The 21,824-nt window shown below is 54.0% G+C and carries 21 protein-coding genes; 9 read left to right on the top strand and 12 right to left on the bottom strand.

What is annotated here, in order from left to right; translation table 11 throughout:
• From leuC to X474_RS00315, 3 genes are read left to right on the top strand one after another with little or no spacing between them, the layout of a single operon-like run.
• The gene (gene leuC / locus X474_RS00325; RefSeq protein ID WP_044346074.1) at positions 1–1,410 is read left to right on the top strand and encodes a 3-isopropylmalate dehydratase large subunit; all 1,410 of its coding nucleotides are present in this window, start codon (positions 1–3) and stop codon (positions 1,408–1,410) included.
• Between the two features lie 29 nt (positions 1,411–1,439).
• The gene (leuD, locus tag X474_RS00320; protein WP_044346073.1) at positions 1,440–2,063 is read left to right on the top strand and encodes a 3-isopropylmalate dehydratase small subunit; all 624 of its coding nucleotides are present in this window, start codon (positions 1,440–1,442) and stop codon (positions 2,061–2,063) included.
• Between the two features lie 12 nt (positions 2,064–2,075).
• On the top strand, positions 2,076–3,068 hold the full coding sequence (locus tag X474_RS00315; protein ID WP_044346072.1) for an isocitrate/isopropylmalate dehydrogenase family protein: 993 nt from the start codon (positions 2,076–2,078) through the stop codon (positions 3,066–3,068).
• Between the two features lie 87 nt (positions 3,069–3,155).
• Here the strand turns inward: X474_RS00315 and X474_RS00310 are convergent, their stop codons facing one another.
• From X474_RS00310 to X474_RS00285, 6 genes are all read right to left on the bottom strand, one after another.
• Positions 3,156–3,335, bottom strand: coding sequence for a hypothetical protein (locus tag X474_RS00310; RefSeq protein ID WP_044346071.1), 180 nt, complete (start codon positions 3,333–3,335; stop codon positions 3,156–3,158).
• 37 nt (positions 3,336–3,372) lie between these two features.
• Positions 3,373–4,623 (bottom strand): M24 family metallopeptidase, encoded by a 1,251-nt coding sequence (locus tag X474_RS00305; protein WP_044346070.1) that lies wholly within the window; start codon positions 4,621–4,623, stop codon positions 3,373–3,375.
• A 17-nt stretch (positions 4,624–4,640) separates the two neighbouring features.
• A complete protein-coding gene (locus X474_RS00300; protein ID WP_044346069.1) occupies positions 4,641–5,786 on the bottom strand; it encodes a hypothetical protein in 1,146 nt (381 codons plus the stop codon).
• A 2-nt stretch (positions 5,787–5,788) separates the two neighbouring features.
• Positions 5,789–6,049, bottom strand: coding sequence for a hypothetical protein (locus X474_RS00295; RefSeq protein ID WP_044346068.1), 261 nt, complete (start codon positions 6,047–6,049; stop codon positions 5,789–5,791).
• Between the two features lie 217 nt (positions 6,050–6,266).
• Positions 6,267–6,767: a hypothetical protein gene (locus X474_RS00290; protein ID WP_052514663.1), complete on the bottom strand. Its 501-nt coding sequence runs from the start codon at positions 6,765–6,767 to the stop codon at positions 6,267–6,269.
• The gene (locus X474_RS00285; RefSeq protein WP_052514662.1) at positions 6,767–7,228 is read right to left on the bottom strand and encodes a nucleoside recognition domain-containing protein; all 462 of its coding nucleotides are present in this window, start codon (positions 7,226–7,228) and stop codon (positions 6,767–6,769) included. Before X474_RS00285 ends, X474_RS00290 begins: the two co-directional genes overlap by 1 nt.
• A gap of 307 nt (positions 7,229–7,535) precedes the next feature.
• Between X474_RS00285 and X474_RS00280 the strand changes: the two genes are divergently transcribed.
• From X474_RS00280 to X474_RS00255, 6 genes are all read left to right on the top strand, one after another.
• Positions 7,536–8,312 carry a FadR/GntR family transcriptional regulator gene (locus X474_RS00280; protein ID WP_197281898.1) on the top strand — a complete coding sequence of 259 codons (777 nt, stop codon included), beginning with the start codon at positions 7,536–7,538 and terminating at the stop codon, positions 8,310–8,312.
• A 252-nt stretch (positions 8,313–8,564) separates the two neighbouring features.
• The gene (locus X474_RS00275; RefSeq protein WP_156360555.1) at positions 8,565–8,999 is read left to right on the top strand and encodes a hypothetical protein; all 435 of its coding nucleotides are present in this window, start codon (positions 8,565–8,567) and stop codon (positions 8,997–8,999) included.
• 103 nt (positions 9,000–9,102) lie between these two features.
• Positions 9,103–10,080 (top strand): TAXI family TRAP transporter solute-binding subunit, encoded by a 978-nt coding sequence (locus X474_RS00270; protein ID WP_044346066.1) that lies wholly within the window; start codon positions 9,103–9,105, stop codon positions 10,078–10,080.
• A gap of 3 nt (positions 10,081–10,083) precedes the next feature.
• Entirely contained in the window at positions 10,084–10,656 is a 573-nt protein-coding gene (locus X474_RS00265; RefSeq protein ID WP_044346065.1) for a DUF1850 domain-containing protein, read from the top strand.
• Complete coding sequence (locus tag X474_RS00260) at positions 10,625–12,604, top strand: TRAP transporter permease (RefSeq protein ID WP_082464051.1); 1,980 nt, start codon at positions 10,625–10,627, stop codon at positions 12,602–12,604. Before X474_RS00265 ends, X474_RS00260 begins: the two co-directional genes overlap by 32 nt.
• A gap of 12 nt (positions 12,605–12,616) precedes the next feature.
• Entirely contained in the window at positions 12,617–14,200 is a 1,584-nt protein-coding gene (locus X474_RS00255) for a long-chain-fatty-acid--CoA ligase (RefSeq protein WP_052514660.1), read from the top strand.
• A gap of 54 nt (positions 14,201–14,254) precedes the next feature.
• On the opposite strand, the gene X474_RS00250 is transcribed toward X474_RS00255, so the two are convergent.
• From X474_RS00250 to X474_RS00220, 6 genes are all read right to left on the bottom strand, one after another.
• Positions 14,255–15,616 carry a glycosyltransferase family protein gene (locus X474_RS00250; RefSeq protein ID WP_044346063.1) on the bottom strand — a complete coding sequence of 454 codons (1,362 nt, stop codon included), beginning with the start codon at positions 15,614–15,616 and terminating at the stop codon, positions 14,255–14,257.
• 269 nt (positions 15,617–15,885) lie between these two features.
• Positions 15,886–17,127 carry an MFS transporter gene (locus X474_RS00240; RefSeq protein WP_044346061.1) on the bottom strand — a complete coding sequence of 414 codons (1,242 nt, stop codon included), beginning with the start codon at positions 17,125–17,127 and terminating at the stop codon, positions 15,886–15,888.
• Positions 17,124–17,771 carry a class I SAM-dependent methyltransferase gene (locus tag X474_RS00235; protein ID WP_052514659.1) on the bottom strand — a complete coding sequence of 216 codons (648 nt, stop codon included), beginning with the start codon at positions 17,769–17,771 and terminating at the stop codon, positions 17,124–17,126. The genes X474_RS00240 and X474_RS00235 overlap by 4 nt, the downstream gene beginning before the upstream one ends.
• A gap of 57 nt (positions 17,772–17,828) precedes the next feature.
• Positions 17,829–19,928 carry a TonB-dependent receptor gene (locus X474_RS00230; protein ID WP_044346060.1) on the bottom strand — a complete coding sequence of 700 codons (2,100 nt, stop codon included), beginning with the start codon at positions 19,926–19,928 and terminating at the stop codon, positions 17,829–17,831.
• Between the two features lie 123 nt (positions 19,929–20,051).
• The gene (locus tag X474_RS00225; protein ID WP_492226170.1) at positions 20,052–21,014 is read right to left on the bottom strand and encodes a helix-turn-helix domain-containing protein; all 963 of its coding nucleotides are present in this window, start codon (positions 21,012–21,014) and stop codon (positions 20,052–20,054) included.
• 313 nt (positions 21,015–21,327) lie between these two features.
• Positions 21,328–21,768, bottom strand: a complete 441-nt coding sequence (locus X474_RS00220; protein WP_044346058.1) for a hypothetical protein — start codon at positions 21,766–21,768, stop codon at positions 21,328–21,330.
• Positions 21,769–21,824 lie beyond the last annotated feature (56 nt).

The following is a 21,824-nucleotide window of genomic DNA, read 5'->3' as shown; positions in this document are numbered from 1 at the left end:
ATGTCCACCATGCTAGAGAAAATATGGCAAGCCCATTTGGTGGATCAACTGGAAGGCAATGTCTCTCTGCTTTATGTGGACCGGCACCTTCTGCACGAAGTCACCTCACCCCAGGCCTTTGAGGGCCTGCGCCTGGCAGGGCGCAAGCTGAGGAGACCAGACCTTACCTTTGGCGTGGCCGACCATGTCACACCCACCGACCCGGATAGAAGCCGTCCCCTGGCGGATCCGGTGGCAGAGGCCCAGCTGGCCGCACTGGAACGGAACACCAGCGAATTCAAGGTGTACTGTATGGGCATGGACCATCCCAACCAGGGAGTCATCCATGTTGTCATGCCGGAGTTGGGAGTGATCCTGCCGGGGCAGACCGTATTCTGTGGAGACAGCCACACCACCACCCACGGCGCCTTCGGAGCCCTGGCCTTTGGGGTCGGCACCAGCGAGGTGGAGCACATCATGGCCACCCAATGCCTTCCCCAGGCCAAACCCAAGAGTATGGTGGTGAAGGTCACAGGTGAGCTTAAAAAACCGGTCTCGGCCAAAGACCTTATCCTGGCCGTCATAGCCCGCCTTGGCTTCAGCGGCGGCACAGGACATATGATCGAGTACCAGGGCACGGGCATTACCGGGCTGGACATGGAAGAACGCATGACCGTCTGCAACATGAGCGTGGAATGCGGAGCCAAGGCCGGGTTTATCGCCCCGGACGAGGTGACCTTTGCCTACCTCAAGGACAGGCTGTTTGCGCCGAAGGGCCGGGATTTTGAAAAGGCCGTGGAATACTGGCGCACCCTGCCGAGCGACCCTGATGCGGCCTTTGACAAAGAGCTGACCTTAAACGCCTCGGAGATGGGGCCCAGGGTTACCTGGGGCACCAACCCCGCCCAATCGGTCGAGATAGACGGTCAGGTGCCTGACCCCAAGACCCTGGCCACACCGGAAGAGCGTCAGGCCGCTGAAAAGGCCCTGGCCTACATGGATCTCAAACCGGGCGCCCTGATGACCGAGATACCCATAGACACGGTCTTTATCGGCTCTTGCACCAACGGCAGGCTCACAGACCTCATCCAGGCGGCGGAACTGATAAAAGGGCGCAAAATCGCACCCACAGTCAGGGCGCTCGCCGTACCCGGCTCCGGCAAGGTGAAAAGCCAGGCGGAAGAGATGGGGCTGGACCGTATATTTATAGACGCCGGTTTCGAGTGGCGCACTCCCGGTTGCAGCATGTGCCTGGCCATGAATCCGGATCAGGTGGGACCGGGCCAGCGGGCAGCCTCCACCAGCAACAGAAACTTCCAGGACCGTCAGGGACAGGGTTCGCGCACCCATCTGGTCAGTCCGGCCACAGCCGCCGTATCCGCTCTTACCGGCAGATTGACCGATGTGCGCAAATGGGTCTGCGCAGCCTGAAGCGACCAGGGTGTTAGGAGAAGATAAAAATGGATAAATTTGACGTGCACAAGGGCCTGGCCGCGCCTTTGGATCTGGCCAATGCGGACACAGACCAAATAATTCCCAAACAGTTTCTAAAAAGGGTGGAAAGAAAAGGCTATGGGGACTTTTTGTTCTTTCACCACCGCTTTCTGGAAAACAACCAGCCCAACCCGGATTTTACCCTGAATCAAAAGCGCTATCTCGGAGCCAGCATCCTTTTGGGCAGGGAAAACTTTGGCGGCGGCTCCAGCCGGGAGCATGCCGCCTGGGCCCTGTTGGATTACGGGTTCAAGGTGATTATCGCCCCCAGCTTTGCCGATATATTCAGAAACAACAGTTTCAACAACGGAATGCTCCTGGTGGAGCAGTCCACGGCAGACATGGACCAATGGTTTGAACGCTGCCTTGACCGGGAGGGTTATGAAATTACAGTGGACCTCCCCAACCAGACCCTCACCGGTTCAGACGGCTTTTCAACCGGTTTTGAGATTACCGAAGCCCGCAAGGAGCGCCTGCTCAAGGGCCTGGACAACATAGGGCTGACCCTGGCCCGCCAAGCAGCCATAGAAGAATATGAAAAAGGACACGACACCCCCTGGCAGGCCGGTGTGGCCAGGGCCGACGCATAGAAAGGTTCCATTATGAGTACAACATACAATATAGCTGTGATTCCCGGAGACGGAGTCGGCCCGGAAGTGGTGGCGGCCCAGTTGGAAGTTCTCAAGGCCACCGGGCTTTCCTTTGAGTTCAGCGAGTATCCGGCAGGGGACAATCATCTGGAAAAAACCGGCCAGGCCATGCCGGATGAGACGATCAAAGGCGCTCAGGCAGCCCAGGCAGTGCTCTTTGGCGCAGTTGGAGTATCGGCCGCCAAGGTTATCTTAAGGCTAAGGGCGGAACTGGGCACCTATGTCAACCTGCGCCCCAGCCAGGCCTTTAAGGGAGTGCCCTGCATCCATCCCCAGACCGACATAATGGTGGTGAGGGAGAACACCGAATGCCTTTACGCGGGTATTGAGACCCGCCTTACCGACGATGTGACCACTGCCACCCGCATAATCACCAAGACCGCAAGCCTTAGAATCGCCAGGCATGCCTTTGAATACGCAAAAACTAACGGCCGGAAAAAGGTTACTGCCGTACACAAGGTGAATGTGCTTAAGATTACGGACGGAATGTTTTTGGATTGCTGCCGCAAGGTGGCCCCTGAATTCCCGGAGATCGAATATGAAGAGGCCCTGGTGGATTCGGTCGCCATGCGCATAGTCCAGCGGCCCGAGGAATTCGATGTGATCGTCACCACCAACCTGTTCGGCGACATCTTAAGCGACCTGGCCGCCGGGGTGATTGGCGGTCTTGGACTCTGCCCCAGCGCCAACCTGGGGGATGAACACGCACTCTTCGAACCTGTACACGGTTCGGCCCCTGATATTGCCGGGCAAGGGGTGGTTAACCCTTCTGCGGCGATTATGTGCGGGGCCATGATGCTTGAGCATCTGGGAGAAAAACAGGCTGCCCAAAAGGTGCAAAACGCCCTTGAAACATGCCTGACCCAGGGCAAGACCACCCGCGACTTGGGCGGCAGCCTCTCCACCATGGAGATGGCCCAAGAGGTGATCAAGGCCATGGACTGAACCAAATATACATAGCCATACCTGAAAGGCCGTTCGGAAAAATCCGAACGGCCTTTAGCTTGCTGAACACAGGTTGCTGGCGATGATTTACTTTTTCTGCCTCATCAAGCGCCAGGCCTCAGAGGCATAAGCCGCCACCACCACAATGGCGCCCAATATCACCGCCAGCCAGGGGCTGGAATTGGGAAAAAAGAAATGGGCCAGAAACCAGCCGCCCAAAGCGCCCAGGATAAGCCTCAACAAAAGCACCACAAGGCTTCGGTTCATAACTGTTGCCTCCTAAACCGGCTGCCGCCAAAGGAGTTTAAACATCCAGCTCAAAAAGCCGGTTGGGTATTGGTGAAAGCAGCCTGGGGGGGCCTGATTCAGTCACCACAAAGGTGTTCTCCAGCCCCACCGGTCCCTCATCCAGGGTGATTTTCAATTCCAGGGCATAGGCCTGGTTGGCCCGGACCACTTCCTTGGAGCCTTGCAGCAGATAAGGAGGAGCGCCCAGCTCCAACCCCAGGCCGTGGCCCACAAAACGTATACGATGACCGGGCTGGCCCAGAAAGACGTCTTCCATGTGATGCGCCTTGGCCACTTTTTGGGCCGCGTCAAAGATCTCTCCACTGACTGCGCCCGGAACCAGGGCCGCGGTTATGGCTTCTTCAACCTCAACCAGGCAGTCATGGGCTTTCTTCACCATGGCCGAGGCCTTGCCCAGACAATAGGTGCGGGTCTGATCGGTCTGATACCCGTGCAGGCAAAAACCGATATCCACCACAATGGGTTCGTTTTTACGCAGGATCTTTAAGCTCGCCCCCTGGGGAAAGGCCGGGGAAAGTCCGTAACCGCTGGCCGCGGCGTCCACAGTGCTCGGCATGGAGCCCTCAGGGCCCGAAACCAGATGCCAGGTGTAGTTATCCATGTACTGGCCCCTGGTGCGCAGGATATTTATATGCCCCTTGGACATGGCCAGGGCTATGATCTGCCCCGCCGCCCACACCTCGCTCACTCCCGGCTTTAAAAACTCCGGCGCCTTTTCATACACCTCGACCGCCAATTGCCCGGTCTCGGCCATGGCACTGAGCTCAAAATCATCCTTTACACCCTTGATATCAGCCCAGGCCGGACTGATATCCACCAGCTCCAGGCCGGGCAGGCGTTTTTGCCAGGCCAGGTAATCATTCACCGGCAGTATATCCAGACAGGCCCCCAGCCTGGGTTTGGCCGGCAGATGGCCTGCCATATCTTTTGCCACCTGGGTCAGGCCCCTTACGGCAGTCACCTCAAAGGGGCTCTCCTGGGCTCCCCTGCCCGCATGCCTTCTTAAGTATAGGTGCGGCGCGCCCGAAACATCGGTGAACAAGACACCCTGTTGCATGGTGCCGGTTAAATAGTAAACATCCACACAACCAGTGAACAAAAGCCCGTCCAGGCCCATCTGTTCACATAAAAGGCGCGCATTCGCAAGACGGGGCAGCAAATATTCGGACGGAACCAGGCGGTAATCAGCCGGAAAAGACCAGTTCCACGAATCCGATTCCTTGCGGGCAGGGCTTAAACCAGCCAAGTTGCATGCCTCCAGTCTCAGTGGGTGTGGGAAGGTTCCTCTTCATCAGCGGCAAAATACGCCATCAGATTATAAAAGCCAAACTCGGCCGTGGCGCAACTCACCGGCAGAATCTCCAGCCTGCCCTGGTGCACCAGCATCTCAAACATATCGTTCACCACAGTGGCAAAAAGATCCAGATCAGCGGGCGACTGATAATAAGAAGCCATCAGAGTCCGGAATTCCGAGCCCACGTCAAAATGCCCGAGCACATCCATGAGATGCACCTCGTCGTTGGTGCCCACATAGATAAGGTGTTCGCAACCGCCCAGCCGCTTCACCTCCTTGCCCAGGCTCAAAGAGGCCTTGGCCTGGCAATAGGGACAAACCGCCTCGATTATATGTCCGGCCTTGGCTCCTGGATGCACATAAAGGGCCAACTCATCCGTGGTGAGGTTCAGTTTGGGATTGGAGCTGCCCAGAATCTTGAGATCCGGCCTTACACCGAGTATGGCCCCGGCATACCTGCTCCAGGATTCGCCTATCACCGCAGGCGCCAGTTGAGGCGAAACGTCTTTCAAGGCATCTGACTTAGAGAGCAGAAGGGTGAGTTCCACATCCGTTGAAATATCGGAAAGATCAAGTTGGGAAAAAACATCTTCGGTTATTTTGAAAACCTCTTCCGGCAAGCCCTGATCCGAAAATCCCGTGGCCATGAGCATGCGGCGTTCAATGGCGTCCAACTCGGCCTGGGCAGCCTGTTTCAACTCGCTGTGCTCGACCAGGGCCTTGGCCAAAAAATCTTCCACCAGGTCATAGTCTTTGGGGTCTATCTTGCCCCCCGCCACTGCGGGCAGGGTGACCAGGGTGCGGTGAAAAAGAAACGGACGGTCATGACGCAGGCTGGCCAGAACATGGGCCAGCACCGGAGCCGGATCGGGCATGGAACAAAACCAGGCCAGAGGCATGCGGCCGGGGACTTCTTCCGGATAGAGATTCTCGGCGGCAATGGCGCCGCGTACAAACAGGTCAAACAGCTCGGAATCTTCCAGGCCCAACAATCCGGGCTGATTAAAATGAAACCCCATCCAGTCGTTGGTCTGCAAAGGCGAGAAAAAAGCCCCTTCCAGTATCCCCCTGACCATCCCCATCTTTATTTGCAAGGCATCTTTTTGCCCAGGCATAATTAACTCCCGTGACTTTCATCCTTTAAAAAGACAGCATGGTATTCAGGCTCTGAAAAATGTTTACGCAAAAGTTCGCTGATCAGCTCAAATACGGTGTCAAGATCCTTTTGCTCCATCCTCGGCAGGATCTTTCTCATACAGACATCGTCGGAAAATTTTTGTAAGTAAAATTGAACTGTTGCCTCATCGGTATCGCGATCCAGGCCATAGCCGACCAGGCCTGTATAGTCTTCTACAAAATCATGGGTATGGTCTTTCATGGATCGCTCCTTGATGGGGTTGGGGCGTGAAGGGCCCCGGACCCATATTGAAAATTATGGTGTCTAAGCGTTTTGGAAGCGGAAATTAGATCATCCGGTCATTTTAATGGCCGCCGAAAAAAAACCTTGGTCTGGGGCGGGACTTTGGTTTTGTTTTACTGCCCGAGTAACATAAAGCCACTCATTTCAGGCCTTGGCGGATACGAACGGAAAAATCTTATTCCGTTGATTGTTTTTCAGTTATAGCCTGTGACCGGCGATGGGTCAACGCACCAGGGGTTTTGTTTTTTCCGCGCCTGGCCAACCAGAGGCAAATAAGCACAGCCAACAGAACCCTGGGCAGCACCATTCCCATGGTCGACCCGCCCAAAAGAACAAAGAGGGCCGTATCCTCAATCACTCCGTGACAGATCACCAGAAAAACCGCGAGCGCCAGCCTTTCCCTTTGATCCAGCCCCTGCTCCCGGCTCATGGCGATCAGGATGCCGGCTCCATACATAAGGCCCAGAAAAATCCCGGCCAGCAAGGGGAGCAGGGCTCCGGGACCCAATCCCAGCCTGGTCAGAACCGGACCCACTCCGGGAACAGGACGCTCAAAAACACCATAGGCCTTGGCCAGTTCGTAGCCGATCAAAAGCGGAGCCATTAGAAACACCAGCTCCACGCAAAGAACCAGGCCGTCAAAGGTAGAATGAAAAATAGTCTGCCAAAGCTCCATCAGATCAGAATCTCCGCAGCCACCCAGCCTGTGGCCAGGCCCACCGCCAACCTCAGGCAGACAAGCTGGTAGTGCTTTTGGGGGACAAGCTCTCTGACAATAGCCCCTTCCACGGGAAGGGCATGGGCAATACCCAATATCAGGCCCAGCACGGTAACCTGTTCAGGGGTCATCCCCAGGGGAGCCGCCACGGCGGCGGCGGCGTAAAGGCTGGCGAACATGCCGATAGTCAGGGCAGCGGCAGCTTCGGGAGGCAATTTGAAAAGATTCATCACCGGTTCCAGAAAAGCCGACGCCCAGGTCAAAACGCCTGTGGCCATCAAAAGTTCCGAGGCCACGTAAAAAGGCAGCACCACCTTTAACAAAAAACAGGCCAAAGACCTGGTGCGCAACAGGCCCTGCTTCAGGGCTTGTTTCCATAAAGGCGCGGAGGCCTTTTCTTTAGGGTGAATTGTCTCCATGCCGGGCAGGGTACGCCCGGTCCGGACGGGCGTCAAGGAGCAACGATGCGTCACTTCCGGTTAATATGCCGTTTTTTTTAAAACTCAAAAACCTTCTTATTCCATTAAGTTAGTATTATTACCTTTACATAGCCTTTTCCTAGCCGCATCACGGCTATATTTTAGCTTGACAGTAGGAATAAGCTAACTGCATGATGTTTAAGGGCTAACCTTAGTCCACCATTCGGGCCGGCTATTGTCCGAGTGTTGAGCAACACAAAAACTCAGACAAAAACCAAGATTTTCATCCCAGAGAGAACAGGTGTTTTTGAAGTACCCTACAGCAAAGCGCCGCAGGGCCTATGAAAAGGTGGCCGACGCCATTAGAGGCCAAATTTTGGCCGGTGAGCTGAAAAAAGGCCAGAAGATACCCCCTGAACGGGATCTGTCCAATGGTTTCGGGGTTTCCCGGGTTGTGGTGCGGGAAGCTATCCGCACCCTTGAAATGGCCGGCATCTTAAGCGTGAGAAAAGGATCAAAAGGGGGAACCTTTGTTAACGACGACTATGATAAGCCGCTGGTCACCTCCATAAGAAATCTGCTTTGGGGCGGCTCCATTTCCCTGGATCATCTCTTTGAAATCAGACTGTTGCTGGAGCCTCCGGCTGCGGCCCTGGCCACTCAAAGGGCTGAAAAAAACGAGATAGACGCCCTGGAAGACCTGCTGACTCAAACGGAAAAATTAAGAGACGACGCCCTTAGCCTTAGAAAGGGAAACCTTGAGTTTCACCGCAGGCTGGTGAGCCTGGCCGGCAATCCCCTTTTAACCGCCCTGTGCCAAACCGTACTCAAACTTCTGGTGGAATCCATGCAGGACAGGCTGGATCTGAGCATCAGTTTAAATGTGCTTTCATTTCACTGGCTTGTCCTAAAAGCGGTGCGGGATGGAAAACCTGAACTGGCCCAAAGCCTCCTGACCGAGGATCTGGGTGTTCTGCACGCCAAATATCAGGAGCTGGGAGCTAGTCGGGAAAAGACTCCCCAAGCGGCTGAAAAGCACACTTCGGAAGGGAAAGCCCTTCGGGGAACGGTAAATAACAACTAGATAAACTAAATTAAATCATGAAATTAGATAATTTTAAGGCGGCAAGAATTTAAATCAAATTCATTGATCGCGAAAAATAAAACAACAGATGTTTCGATACATTGGTAAACCCGCTTCCCCCTTTAAAAGGCTCTCAACCCAAGGCGGTTTAAAGGGGTGCATGCGATACCCGTTCTTTCATGGCCCAAGGGGGGCATGGGGACCATAAACACGAGGGCGTACTGATTTTGCGCCTGGAAAGGTAGGAAAAGCATGAAGCCAAAGAGAGGGGTTCTACTATGGTCGATCATGGTGTTGGCCCTGGCCGCATTTTTCATGGCAGGCTGCGCGGCCACCAAGCCCACGCCACCGAAGCCGGAGAGTTTTGCCTGCGCGGCCAAGGGCAACCTGGTCAGGTCATTGGTGCCCGAGGCCAAACTCACAGGCTTTGACTGCCACTTTGCCAAATACAAAAACGTAAAGTCCCTTTATTTCAGAGTCTCCCTGAAAAATGTCAGCAGTGAGCCCCAGCGTTTCCGGGTGAATATTTTCCTGGAAAACGGCAAGGCCGTGGGTGGGCTGGTTCCCAGGAAGGGCAAACCGCCTGTGTTAAAGCCCGGCCAGGAAGTCACTGTGAAGTATCCGGTCCAGGGCATGGACCAAAAGCCCAAGAGCGTGACCCTGATGGTCAAGTCAGCCAGCTACTGATGCGGGGTTGTCCGGGGGGGCATGGCCCCAACCGGGTGAAAACACCGTTTCCAACAGCAGGCTTGAAGAATTACAACAAATGCAAATCAAGGAGGCTAAACGCATGAAACGCACAAGCCTTGTAATGGCGATACTGGCGGCTCTGGTCATGGCCCTTGCCCTGCCCGCCGCAGCCAAAACCACCTATATTTCCATCGGCACCGGCGGCACCGGCGGGGTTTATTACCCCTATGGCGGCGGCCTGGCCGAAATCTGGTCCAAATATGTACCCGGGGTCAAGGCGGTTGCCGAGGTGACCGGAGCCAGTGTGGAAAACGTCAAGCTGGCCCACAAGGGAGAGACGGTTATCGGCGAAATCATGGGCGATGTCGCCTATCAGGCCTATAACGGAGAGGGCAAGTTCAAGGACAAACCCCAGAACATCCTGGCCATGGCCGCCATGTATCCCAATATTCTGCAGATCGTCACCCGCAAGGGCTCCGGCATTAAAAACGTGAAGGACTTCAAGGGGAAGACCGTGAGCATCGGTTCACCGGGCAGCGGCACCGCCTTTATGGCCAACCTGGTGCTCAAGGCGCTGGACATTCCCCTGGACTCCTTTAATGTGCGGCGGCTCAGCTTTAATGAAAACGCAAACGCCTTAAGGGACGGGACCATTGACGTAGGCATCTGGGTGGTGGCTCCCGGAACCAGCTCTATTATGGACCTGGCCACGACCCATGATATTGAAATGATCACCTTAACCCCTGAGCAGCAAAAAAAGGTGGCCGACGCCTACGGCTTCTACACTCCCTGGAACTTAGACGGCGGCATTTACCGGGGTGTTGACAAACCCACACCCACCATCAGTGTGTGGAATGTGATTATCTGCCAGAACGAACTGCCCGAGGATCTGGTCTACAGCCTGGTCAAGGTGCTGTTTGCCCAAAACGACTACATGCAGAAGATCCACCCCTTTGCCCGTTACACCACACCTGAAAACGCAGTCAAGCAATCTCCCATTCCCTTGCACCCGGGGCTGATCAAGTACCTCAAGGAAAAAGGCGTGGAAGTCCCCGCCAAACTTATGCCCAAGGGTTAATCCATGAAAAAGCCGGCCCGGTTGACAATAAAAGCACTTTGTCTCACCGGGCTGGCCCTTTTGGTTGCCTGGCTTTTACCTAGCGAACAACTACTTGTTGTGACAAGGCTTTCAGACCAAAACCCGATTTTGGAAGCCCCTTTGAAAGGGGAAATGGGGTTCACCCTTTACTATCACCACTCAGTCAACGGAATGCCGATCTGGGAGGTGCACAGCGTGGACAAAGAAGGCCGCATTTTTATTGAGGAAGAACGGTTTGTCAGTTTCAACGCAGGCATGGGGCACTGGCAAGGTCACGGCACACACGTGAACAAAGACGGTTTTCAAAGCCTGGTGGGCATTCACAAACCCACCGGCGACTTTGTACTCCGGGTGGGCAGTCCCAAGGTGGGACACACCGTGATAGTGGGCCCCAAAAGAACAAACCTCTCCCTTCTGGCCCCGGGCCAGGCAGTTCAGTTCAGCATCCGGCCCATGAGCTTTTTGGAAAAAACCTGGCGGAAATTCCTGCCCAATTCAGAAACTTTTGCTCCAGGAGCCGCAAATGACCGCAGCAGCAGAAACCTCAAAAGCTGAAAACAGGCCCGCAGGGGACGGGCTGAAACCGGATTCCAACCCTACTCTTGTGGCGGTCCTGGCCAAGGTGGTGAGTGTGCTGGCCGTCTGCCTGAGCCTTTACCAGCTCTACACCGCAGGCCTCATGGCCCTTCCAGCCATGATCCAGCGCTCGGTTCACCTGGCGGCCATACTGGCGCTCACCTTTTTACTGCGCCCTCCCTTTGACGGCGCGCGCAAGGACAAATTCACCATCTGGCTTTTGATCGATATCTTCCTGGCCGGGCTGAGCATGTATTGCGCCTTTTATATTGTCTACAACCTCCAGGATATCTTTGACCGCCAGGGAGACTGGCTCTTCACAGACTTCCTGGTAAGCGGCATCGGCATTATCCTGGTGTTGGAGGCCTGCCGCAGGGTCATAGGCTATATCATGACCGGCATCTGCGTGATGGCCATGATCTATGCCATGTACGGCCCTTACATGCCGGAGATCTTTGCCCACAAGGGCTACAGCCTGGAGAGGATAGCCACCACCTTGTGGCTCACCACGGAAGGAATTTTCGGGGTGCCTATCTATGTGGCGGCCACCTTTGTCTTTGTTTTTGTGCTCTTTGGAGCCTTTTTACAGGTTAGCGGCGGGGGCAACTTCTTTATTGACCTGGCCTACTCCCTGACCGGGAGGTACAGCGGCGGACCGGCCAAGACCAGTGTTATTGCCAGCGGATTCATGGGATCGGTCTCCGGTTCAGCCGTGGGCAATGTGGTGGCAACGGGTTCCTTCACCATCCCCATGATGAAAAAGGTGGGCTACCGGCCCCATGTGGCCGGGGCCATCGAGGCGGCGGCGAGCACAGGCGGACAGCTCATGCCGCCCATTATGGGTGCGGGCGCCTTTCTCATGGCCGAATTCACCAATACGAGTTACCTCACCATCATCAAGGTGGCCCTGGTTCCGGCCATAATGTATTACCTCACCGTGCTGATGTTCGTGCACTTCGAGGCCAAAAAATACGGTCTGGTGGGCCAGAAAAAGGAAGACCTGCCCAAGGTGTGGGACGTGGTTAAGGACGGGCTGCATTTTATCCTGCCGGTGGCCATTCTGATCTACGTATTGATTAACAACTTCTCTCCCATGATGGCGGGTTTTGTGGCGGTTATAAGCACCTACCTGGCCGCAGCTTTCCGCAAAAAAAGCCGCATGGGCCTGAAAAAGCTCTTAAACGCCCTGGAGACCGGGGCCAGAAACGCCATCATGGTCTCGGTGGCCTGCGCTGCTGCTGGCATAATCGTGGGCATGGTGGGGCTCACCGGCATGGGGCTTAAATTTTCCAGCCTGGTTCTGGAGCTTTCCTTCGGCATCAAGGTGCTGGCCATTCTTTTGATCGGGGCGGCCTCTTTGGTGCTCGGCATGGGGCTTCCGGTCACGGCCAGCTACATAGTGCTGGCCACCCTGGCCGGACCGGCGCTTCTGGATATGGGCGTGCCGATCATGGTCACTCACATGATCGTTTTCTGGTACTCCCAGGACGCCAACGTCACGCCGCCTGTAAGCCTGGCCAGTTTTGCCGGAGCAGGCGTGGCCGGGGCCAACCCCATGGAGACCGCTTTCGTTTCCTGGAAGCTGGCCAAGGGCCTTTACATCATACCCATTGTCATGGCCTACAAGCCCCTTTTGGGCATAGGCGAGGAATACAGCCTTATGCACTGGGAGGTCATCTTAAGCATGCTCACCACGGCCTGCGGGCTGGTGGCCTTTGCAGCGGCTCTGGAAAGATATTTCCTGCGCAAGGCGACCTGGTTTGAAACCCTGTTGTTCCTGTTGGCTGCCACAGGCCTTTTCTGGCCTGATTGGTGGGCCGATTTCGTCGGCTTTATTCTGCTTTTGCTGGTTGTGGCCTTGCAGAAATTCCGTCACCCCCCGGGGTTTGGCACCGCACCAAACGTTAACGAGGCAAAAGCCCCTTAAATGGAGACAAACATGGATCTCATGCTCTCTTTGAGCAAGGCCCTTGATTTGTGGCCGGACCGCAAGGCAATCCGACAACAGGAAAAAACCTTCACCTACCGTGAATTCGGCGAACGGGTGGCCCGCTTGGCCCGGGCCCTTTTGGCCAAGGGTGTTGTTCAGGGAAAGGCGATCAGCATCATCGCCCCCAATGTGCATGAGTTTCTGGAGGCATACTACGCCTGCGCGGCGTTAGGCGCTGTTCTCAACCCCATCAACTTCAGGCTTTCGGCCAGGGAGGCGGCCTTTATAATCAATGATTCCGAGGCCGTCTTATTATTGGCGCACACCGATTTCAAAGACACGGTGGCAGGAGCCTTAGACGACTCCCCCCTGATAAAGGGGGTGGTCTGGATGGGCCAAGCCAAAAGGCCGGAACTAGAGGTCCCCGCTTTTGACTATGAAGGGCTTTTGGCCGCCGAATCCCCTGAGATGCCTCCTCTTCCGGACTTGAGATCAAACGACCTGGCCCACCTATATTACACCAGCGGCACCACCGGGAGACCCAAAGGGGTTATGCTGACCCAGGGAAACGTGACCTTTCACGCCCTGGCGGCCATAGCCGAGCTGAAGCTCGCAGACCGGGACACCTGGATTCACGTGGCGCCCTTGTTTCACCTGGCCGACGCCTGGGCCACCTTTGCCTTGACCTGGGTCGGCGGAGCCCATGTGCTCACACCCTATTTTGAACCCGGCCTGGTGCTGGAGGCCTTTGACAAAGAAAAAATCACCATAACCAACCTCATTCCCACCATGCTCAATCTCATGGTCAACCATCCCAAGGTTGGGGATTATGACTACTCATCCTTAAGGGCCATTTTAAGCGGAGGCGCTCCCATTGCACCGGAAACCGTACGGCGCATTGTAGAGGCCTTTGGCTGCGACTACATCCAGACCTATGGCATGACCGAAACCAGCCCCTATCTCACAGTGAGCATTTTAAAAAACCACTTAAAAGACCTGGAGCCCCAAAAACAACTGGAAATTGTAAGCCGCACAGGCAGGGCATTTATCGGAGTGGAACTCAAGGTGGTGCGCCCGGACGGTTCGGCCATAGCGGCAGACAACCAGGAAGTTGGCGAAATCATAGTAAAAGGCCCCATAGTCACCCCTGGTTACTGGAACCGGCCCCAGGCGACCGAAGAAGCCCTTAGGGACGGCTGGCTCTACACCGGCGACCTGGCCGTGATCGACCGGGAGGGCTATGTGAACATTGTGGACAGGGCCAAGGATATGATCGTAACCGGCGGGGAAAACGTATATTCCACAGAGGTGGAATATGTGCTTTATGAACACCCCGATGTGCTGGAGTGTGCGGTTATCGGAGTGCCTGATGAAACCTGGGGCGAGGCGGTAAAAGCGGTTATTGTGACCCGGCCGGACGGCAAGCCCGATGAAAATGAAATCATAGAATTTGTAAAGCAGCGACTGGCCCGTTTCAAGGCCCCGAAATCAATAGATTTTGTCCGGGAAATCCCCAAAACCGGCAGCGGCAAACTCTACAAAAAAGCCCTTAAGGACAAATACTGGCAAGGCAAGAAACGCCGCATAGGATGAATTGTCACACGGGGCCTTTTTTAATGATAAGGCCCCGTGCGTAATCGCAGTTTGCTAGCGAAAACGGTTTTTATCCTCTTCCAGGGCATCCACGATCCTCTTGCCCATTTCCGGCAGCTTCCACAGAATGCGCTCCCAGGAAGGCAGGTGGCGCACGGCCAGGTTCTGGCGCTTCAGTTTTTTCTCCACCTCCAAAATGGCGGACTGTAAACCGTTTTTCACAAAAGGCTCGAATTCTTTAAAACCGGAGGTGAGGCGCAGCATCTTCTCGGCTGTGTGCTCAGGGGCGGACAACCGGTCGCCTGTCTGTAAAATGGCCTTGCTCAAGACCTCCCGCACCATCTTTTCCTCCTGATCCCGGTCATATTGCAGCAGGTTGAACTCAGCCATGTCGGAATATTTTTTGATTGTTTCATCGGCAATGGAGGAATAGGTCATGGAAAGGTCGCGGAAGAACTCCTCCCCCACACCCAGCCCCTCTTCCACGATCAGGGCGTGTAAAAGATTATTTATGATATCCAGAGACATGCGGTGCAGGCCGGTGGTGGGGTCCTCGGGACTGACCCGCTGGTGTTTATGATCAAAGCCACGGGAGGTGAACTCCACCTGGGCCACTTGGGAGGCCTTGCGCCAGACCTCTATCAAGGTGAAAATCTCCACCCCCCAATCCAGGGAATAGCGCATCTTTTTGAGCAGCCAACTGTCCAGCACCACCTCTCCGGAGAGCTGATATTTAAAGCTGAGCAGGTAATCCACCAGCCTCAGCATCTTTTCTTCGCTGCTTTCGCTGAACTTGCGCTTAAGGGCCAGGAGAAGGGGATCCAAAAGCAGGCGTTTCACCCGCCCAAACATGCGCTCATTATTCCAGCGGGCGTAAAAGGCTTTGCAAAATGGATAATTGTGGAGCAGAACCGGGAAAAACAATCTGTCTAGCTGGCGGCGTTTAAAGGTGCGGATATCCGCGTCTAAAAGCCCTACACAGGTCGCACCCAAGGCCAGGGCCACGCCGAATCCCATAAAGACGTTTCTGCCTTTGCCCCTTTGGGAAAGATCAAAGCCGGCTTCCTCAAGTTCCTTGTAAACCAAGGAAACTGCAGGGCCGTCGTTCCACTGGATCACAAAATTGGTAAGCCCCGCCTCCTTTAAAATGGCCAGGCAGCACTTGACATCGTCATAAGTTGCCCGGTCCAGGCCGAAAATAATATGAGCCAGGTATTGGGCTCCAGCCAGCTCCCTTACTATATTTTGAAAAACCGGCAGGTTCTCGGCAAGGGTGAACTCATCGGCCAGGGCCGGGACAATCAGCACCGGCCTTTTCCAGCGGGCGGCATGCATAAGCATGGGTCTTAAGTCATTCTCGGTCTGGAGCAGGAAATAACTGGTTACCCGGGAATGGGTCTGGGCGAAACTGGGCATGGTCAAGTCCTCCTTGATCCCGGCCGGTCCGGATAAAGGAGCAGCACCGGACCGACCACAGCCTGGTTGCACCATATGAAATGTTTTTCAATCAACAGGTGGCCAGGGCGGCCGTGTTACCCTGGCCGACTCTCATCACCTATTCCCCATTACACACCATTTTCCCTGTCAACGGCAGACTTTTATCCCTTGGCCGGAAAAAGAATAACCTTCAGTGCACGGCCACCCCGCATTCTTTAGCCAGCAGCCGACCTGCAACCAAATAAGACTTAAGGGGTAGCCGAACCGGCCTTGACAAGGGGAGTGTCGGAATGCCCGCCTGAAGGGGACTGGATTTTAGGCCAGATCCTTTGGGTGAGACCAAATACCAGGAGACTCAAAAGGGACAAGCCGCCAAAAAGCGCAGCAAAACCAAAATTATGAGCCACTACGCCGCTGATTCCGCTTAACACCACACCGCCTAAAAAGGAGACCGCGAGTTGCAGGCTGTAATCACATCCCTCTCGGCCGATACGGGCATGATCCATGGCAATGGTGTTGATGGCGGTAAGCAAAAAGGCAAAGGCATTAAGCGAAACACCCATACCTACAAAGAGATAGACCAAATTTTTATACCCAAGGCTCAAAGGGAATAAAAAAAGCACTCCCAGGCAGTTGAACAACAGCCCGGCCAAAAACACCTTTCTTTTTCCCCAGCGGCTCACCATTAAGCCGCCTACAAACGCGCCTGCCACACCAATGCCAACCCCATAGATTCCGCTGGCAAAGCCTATGAAATCAGGGGAAAAGCCTAAATCAACCAACAGGGGCTTGGACATAAAGATGGCTGCCATACCGCAGCCGTTGGCCAAAAAGATCAGGAGCAGCCATTTTCTTTTGGCGGAGTCTTTTAAAAAGGTCAGTAAATCCCTGAAACCAGCCTTTGGCCTGTTTTGCTCAAAAGGCTTTTCCGGCTTTGCCCCTAAAAGGGGGATCAAGGGTAAAAACACGACCAAGCCTATTACCAGCATGGTTTTTTGCCAGCCCAGATGGGTGTACATTATTAAGGCCCCGCCTGCACCCAAAACAGCGCCCAGCATATTGGCTCCGGTCTGCACCCCATTGCCCACCCCCCTTTGCGAAGGATCCAAAAGCCGGATGGCATAGGCATCGGTGGCTATATCCTGGGTGGCGGCCACAAAAAAAGAAAGCCCCATCAATAAAAGAACCAGATTAAAATTTTGCCTGAAGTCAAAAAAAGCCAAGGCCACGCTCACCAAGGCAAAGGCTATCTCCAGGCCGATTATATACCGAGCATAGCCTCCCCCCTTGGCTGCCAGGCGGTCAACCAAAGGAGCCCAAAGGAACTTGAGGACCCAGGGCAGGGCCATGATTTGCAAAAGCCCTATGGTTTGCAGGGACGCGCCTTCCTGTCTCAGGATCACCGGAAAGGCATTGGTGAAAAAATGCCCGGGCAGGGTCTGGGCCAGGTAGAGCCCTGCCAGGACAGTATATTTACCGTTTATTTTCATACCTGACCCGCTGAGTCGGATCCAATACCGGCCTTGGGTTTCTCCGCATAGGCGATCTGCCCCATCAGCCCTTGGGAGGAAACCGTGATCTTTTCAAAACCGGCTTTTTTCAGCATCTCCCACATCTGATCATCACTGTATAGCTTGAGCGAATAGATCCCCCAGATGAAACGCATGAGCCAGGACCTTTTTATAGTGGTTATAACCAGCCTGCCCCCGGGCTTGAGAACCCGGTTGAGTTCGACCAGCACTTTTCCGGGATTATTCAAAAAAAACCACATGGAGGTGTTGGCCGTGCAGGTAAAGCTGTCTTCAGGCCAGGGCAGTTCTTCGGCATCGCCCTGACACACCTGCACCCTGCCCTGGGAAATGGCGGAATGATTTGTTTGACTGGCCAGTTCCACCATTTCCGGGCTGTGATCCAGGCCGCAGGCCTTGCCCGCCTTTTGAGCCATCATGTTGAGAAACACCCCACCCCCGCAACCGATCTCCAGGTATTGATCCGCAGGACCAGGCTGTAAAAGCTCCATGGCTTTGGCAAAGGCCTTGTAATGGGACTTTGGCTCCTTGTAATTTTTGCGCGCCCAGTTGCCCGCGGGCTTTCTTGCGGTTGAATCGATAAACTTTTCACGCCATTCAGGCATTTTAAATCCCTCGTAAAAAACTGGTCCCGGCCCTTTTGAACCGGAACCTGTCTGTTTTTAGAAATAACCCTTGAATTCAACACCGATCATGCGGGGTTCGCCTGAACGGCCAAAGAAGTAGGAGCCCATGTTGCAGGCCCTGACCAGGTAATCTTCATCAGCCAAGTTGCGGCCAAAGAGGTAAACCGCCCAATTGGAAGACTCATACCCTACTCTTGCGTTCATAAGGGGATAGGCGTCCTGCTCCAGCAAATTTTGCTCATCCAGGTATTGCTTACCTATCAGGCTCAAGTCGGCCTGGGCGAAAAGCCCGGTTTCATGGCGCAGGCGGCTGCCGACAACCAGTTTATATTCCGGGGTGTTTGGTATTTTTTTCCCGGAAAGGTCGTTGCCTGTGGGGTGGCAGCCATACTCGTCAAACTCGGCGCTGAGCCAGCCTGCCGCGCCATAGATATCCCATCCCGACAACACCCTCCAGCTCATATCAGCCTCAAAACCATAGCTGTGGGCCGCGCCCGCGTTCTGGCGAATCTCTTTACCGTTTATCACTGCAGAAAGCTGCATATCCCGCCAGTCCACATAAAACAAAGCGGTATTTAAACTGAGTCTGCCGTCGGCCAAAAGCGCCTTGTATCCGGCCTCATAGGTCATGGTGTATTCCGGGTCAACCGGCTTTTGCACCACCGCATAATCGGGGTTGATGGCTGCAAAATCACCCGCCTTGTAGCCCCTGGAAACGGTTGCGTAGATATTCTGATTTTCCACCAATGTATAGTTGAGGCTCAATCTGGGCAGCACTTCCAGCCAATCCTGGGAGTCTTCAAATTTCTGGTCCGGCATGCGCATGCCGGGCATGCCGCTGATTCCGGTCCAATCCACTTCCCTTTGGTCATAATCAAGCCTCAGTCCGCCCGTGACCTTGAAGGCGCTGGTGACCCGCCAGTCCAGCCGGCCGAAAACAGCGGCGTTTATGGTGGTCATCTGGGAGTCGGCCTTTTGATACATGCCCGGATAAGCCCCCATAAGCCAGCCGTCCCTGCCCATGCCCATATGGGTTTCAAAATCAGCTGTCTCATGCATCAAAAACATTCCGGTCATCCAGTCGAATCGTCCCTGGCCCCGCTCATCGGCCAGGCGCAGCTCCTGGGAAAAAGTCTGGTATTTTTCCTGATAATGCAAGAACATGATATCGCGGCTGGTGGCGTCCTGATCCAGGAGCAGATCATAGTCGGTGCTTGAATAACCGGTTATGGAGGTAAGGGCCAGATCACCGACCTCTTTTTCAATTCTGAGAATGGGGGCCAGCATGTTTCCCTTATGATGGCCGGGAAGGTCATTATCGGTCTTTTGGGAGGCCCCGTCTATGACTGTGGTAAAACCATCATTGCCATCGTCATAGGTGTCCGCGTTAAGAGAAAGAACCGCCCTGGCTCCCTGGCTGGGCCTGAAAGCCAGCTTTGCCCTGCCTGAGTATTGGCTGCTGTTGTTGCTGTCGTCCTTGCCCAGGTAGGTATTTTCGATCCATCCGTCACTGGTGTTGAAACGTCCGGCCAGACGGAAACCCCATTTTTCGTTTATGGGTCCGCCTAAAGCGGCATTGCCGATAAAGGTGTTGAAGTCGCCGTAGGACAACCCCACCTCTCCATTCAGGACTTCTCCGGGATCACGGCTCACCATGTTGACCAGACCGGCGTGGTTGTTCCTTCCATACAGGGACCCCATTCCTCCCCTGACCACCTCGACCTGCTCCATGTCAAAAAGGGATTCCATACCTGCATAGGGCACCAACACACCGTCCAAAATGGTGTTCCAATTGACGGTCATGCTGGTCATGGCCCCAATACCGCGGTAGTTCAGCTCCGTTTTATGGGTGTCGAACTTCTGGTAGCTCACGTTGGGAACCAAATCCGTGAGTTGGTCGAGCTGGCGCACCCCCCGATCCTCCAATTCACTGCCGGTGAAAACCATCATGCTGAAGGGAAGATCTCTGCCCAGCTCTTTGGTTTTGCCGGCTGATACTGTAACCTCATTCAATTGATGTGTTTTTTTATCCTGGGTGTCTTTTTTATCCTGAGCTGTGGCCGGTTGTATGAAAACCATGCCCCCAAGGCAGAAAAGCGCGCAGCATCCCAGGGTTTTCCTCCAAAAGGAAGCCATTTTCTCTCCTCACTTGTCCTTATGAAAACCAGGAAAGTAATTTTGACTTACTTATAATGTATGGATAAACTAAAAGTATTGAAGATCATGAAAGCGTTTTTGAATTCTGTGAAAGATATATATCTATAAGGAATGGATATATTTTTTGGGAGGAAGGCCGAAATAGGCGCTAAAGGCCCGGGTCAGATGGCTTTGATCGCTGAACCCGCTTAAAAGAGCCACCTGGGCGATGGTAAGTCCGCCCTGTTCTAAAAGTTCCCTGGCCTCTTGCAGGCGCCTTTCACGAAGACAGGCAAAGGCAGTCATGCCAAATAAAGATTTAAACCCCCGGTTTAATGTGGTGTGGCTGAGCCCCACCCGGCCGGCCAGCTCCAGTAAACCGGGAGGATTGGCCAAATCCGAGAAAAGAATCTCCTTTGCGTGATGAATTTTTTCCCTTTCAGCTTTATCCGGGCTTATTCGGCTAAACCGGGGTCGGCCTCCATCCCTCAGGGCGTTAAGTAAAAGCCCCAGCAACTCCAAAGACTTACCCTCCAAAAAAAGGTTGGACAGGTTATTTTGCTCCAGGGGAACCAGCATCTGGGCCAAAACAGAGGACAAACTGGGGGAAAGACTCAAATTCTGTAAAACCGGCTGCTCACAAGATCCCAATAAGACCCTTTTCAAGAAAACGGGCATAAAACGGTAATCCTCGGCCAACATATCCCTGAGTAAAGGAGGGTCTATATCCAGGGCCACCCCCCGGACGGGCAGGGGAGCGTAACAGGCTTTCATCTCAGTATTTGGCAGATACAAAATTCCGGCCATGCCGGCAGGGCAATCCAATTCGCGTAAAGCCCCCCGGCAATGGCGGAGGCTGCTTTGCATGGAGCCTTCTAAAAGAAAACCAAAATGCAAAGAGCTTTTTTCCCGGCTGACAGAAAGGCACAGTTCATTGTCAAGATTCATTTTTTGTAGAAAAAGAGTAAACCCGGGCCGAAAATGAATTTCTTTGACCCAGGGCAGACAATGAAATTGGTCAACGGCAAGATCAAGGTTGGCAGTGAGACCATTTGGGGGGCGACAGGCTTTCAATTTATACGCCACTATTAAAATAATTAACGTAAACTAAACTTATAGACAAAATAACACCATCTTTCCCGACGGTCAAGAAGGGATTGTCGAAATCTCCGTGTGTAAGGCATGTTGCAGCCCGCGCCAAGGCCGCTTTAGCGCCCACGGTGTTAAAACCCTGACACGGGGTGCAACAGGTCGAAAAGGAAAGTGGGATTTATTGAAAAAAATAATGTCAGGGTATTAATCTGCAGTGATTACTGGTGGGGTATGCGCGAAAGCCCGGATTTCGCCACTTGTTCTTTTATTTCCGGGTGATAAAAGCAACGCAGGGCGTTAAGGAACATCAGGCGCTTCCCACAGTTTGAATCTGCTGGCTGTACAGTTCCATGGGGTCTTCGGAAACCAGCTCCCGCATGAGCCTATTTTTGGTGCCTTCCATCATAAAGGCCAATTTGGCAATTAAAAGCTCCCTTATCAGGCACTCCACGGCAAACCGGTCCGACCCATCCAACTCTTCGAGATGCAATAACCCCAACACATCATTGACCACAGGCCTTACCTGCTGATGAACCTTGCTTTGAAACCGGTTCATCTGCCCTTCTTTATCTGTTCCCCACACGGCCGGTACAATGGCCTCGGGGTCCATACTCAAAAGCTCACTGCTGAACTCCTGAAACAACCGATTTACCAAACCGTCAAGCATGGGCAGTATTTCTTTTGCTTTCTTAAGGACTTGGTCTGTACTCAAGGGCTTTTTCTCACGTTTTAAAAACTTGGCTAACATCTCTTATGGCTCTTTTGACAGGGGTCTTTGAATCCAAGCCGACATCTTCCGGCTTA

It is taken from the genome of Dethiosulfatarculus sandiegensis, assembly GCF_000931935.2.
Taxonomy (GTDB): Bacteria; Desulfobacterota; Desulfarculia; order Desulfarculales; family Desulfarculaceae; genus Dethiosulfatarculus; species Dethiosulfatarculus sandiegensis.
This window is presented reverse-complemented; position numbering and strand designations above follow the sequence as displayed.